Source organism: Psychrobacillus sp. NPDC096389 (assembly GCF_044762855.1).
Classification (GTDB): domain Bacteria; phylum Bacillota; class Bacilli; order Bacillales_A; family Planococcaceae; genus Psychrobacillus.
The window spans coordinates 1-1,231 of record NZ_JBIWFB010000018.1; the positions used below are offsets into that span (position 1 = coordinate 1).

Here is a 1,231-nt window from a genome sequence, read left to right on the forward strand (position 1 = left end):
GTCACACCCGTTCCCATACCGAACACGGAAGTTAAGCTCTTCAGCGCCGATGGTAGTTGGGGGTTTCCCCCTGTGAGAGTAGGACGTCGCTGGGCTTGCAATAAATACATATTTCAATTCGATTTTATACCCAGGAGGATTAGCTCAGCTGGGAGAGCATCTGCCTTACAAGCAGAGGGTCGGCGGTTCGAGCCCGTCATCCTCCACCACATTTAATCCATCGCCGGAGTAGCTCAACTGGTAGAGCAACTGACTTGTAATCAGTAGGTTGAGGGTTCAAGTCCTTTCTCCGGCACCATTGTACGAGCCATTAGCTCAGTTGGTAGAGCATCTGACTTTTAATCAGAGGGTCGCAGGTTCGAATCCTGCATGGCTCACCATTTTTAAAAAGAATGCAATATATGCGGGTGTGGCGGAACTGGCAGACGCACTAGACTTAGGATCTAGCGCCGCAAGGCGTGGGGGTTCGACTCCCTTCACCCGCACCATTTAATTTCATAACCGAGCGGAAGTAGTTCAGTGGTAGAACACCACCTTGCCAAGGTGGGGGTCGCGAGTTCGAACCTCGTCTTCCGCTCCAAAGATTCACTAAAGTGCCGGGGTGGCGGAACTGGCAGACGCACAGGACTTAAAATCCTGCGGTAGGTGACTACCGTACCGGTTCGATTCCGGTCCTCGGCACCACTTTTATGAATAATTAGCGCCCGTAGCTCAATTGGATAGAGCGTCTGACTACGGATCAGAAGGTTGTGGGTTCGACTCCTGCCGGGCGCGCCATATATTACGGGAAGTAGCTCAGCTTGGTAGAGCACTTGGTTTGGGACCAAGGGGTCGCAGGTTCGAATCCTGTCTTCCCGACCATATCAAAAATATTGGGGCCTTAGCTCAGCTGGGAGAGCGCCTGCCTTGCACGCAGGAGGTCAGCGGTTCGATCCCGCTAGGCTCCACCAATTATAGTAAAATGTAACATCTTGGCGGTGTAGCTCAGTTGGCTAGAGCACTCGGTTCATACCCGAAAGGTCGTGGGTTCGACTCCCTCTGCCGCTATTTTTAAGGACCTTTAGCTCAGTTGGTTAGAGCAGACGGCTCATAACCGTCCGGTCGCAGGTTCGAGTCCTGCAAGGTCCACCATCAACATATTTCGGAGGAATACCCAAGTCTGGCTGAAGGGATCGGTCTTGAAAACCGACAGGCGGGTCATACCGCGCGGGGGTTCGAATCCCTCTTCCTC

Annotated in this window: 11 tRNA genes and 1 rRNA gene; all 12 read left to right on the plus strand. The window is 52.9% G+C overall.

From position 1 onward, the window contains the following. Positions 1-95 (plus strand): 5S ribosomal RNA (gene rrf, locus ACIQ38_RS22430); the annotation flags it as partial. Positions 96-133: 38 nt separating this feature from the next. Then, positions 134-209 (plus strand) — tRNA-Val (locus ACIQ38_RS22435). Between the two features lie 13 nt (positions 210-222). After that, positions 223-298: transfer RNA gene (locus ACIQ38_RS22440), tRNA-Thr, on the plus strand. A 6-nt stretch (positions 299-304) separates the two neighbouring features. Further along, positions 305-380, plus strand: a tRNA-Lys gene (locus ACIQ38_RS22445). A 23-nt stretch (positions 381-403) separates the two neighbouring features. Continuing rightward, positions 404-488, plus strand: a tRNA-Leu gene (locus ACIQ38_RS22450). Positions 489-505: 17 nt separating this feature from the next. Next, positions 506-580: transfer RNA gene (locus tag ACIQ38_RS22455), tRNA-Gly, on the plus strand. A 15-nt stretch (positions 581-595) separates the two neighbouring features. Continuing rightward, positions 596-684: transfer RNA gene (locus ACIQ38_RS22460), tRNA-Leu, on the plus strand. A 16-nt stretch (positions 685-700) separates the two neighbouring features. Next, positions 701-777 (plus strand) — tRNA-Arg (locus ACIQ38_RS22465). Positions 778-784: 7 nt separating this feature from the next. Further along, positions 785-861 (plus strand) — tRNA-Pro (locus ACIQ38_RS22470). A gap of 13 nt (positions 862-874) precedes the next feature. Next, positions 875-950, plus strand: a tRNA-Ala gene (locus ACIQ38_RS22475). Positions 951-973: 23 nt separating this feature from the next. Continuing rightward, positions 974-1,047, plus strand: a tRNA-Met gene (locus ACIQ38_RS22480). A gap of 7 nt (positions 1,048-1,054) precedes the next feature. After that, positions 1,055-1,131, plus strand: a tRNA-Ile gene (locus tag ACIQ38_RS22485). Positions 1,132-1,231: the final 100 nt, after the last annotated feature.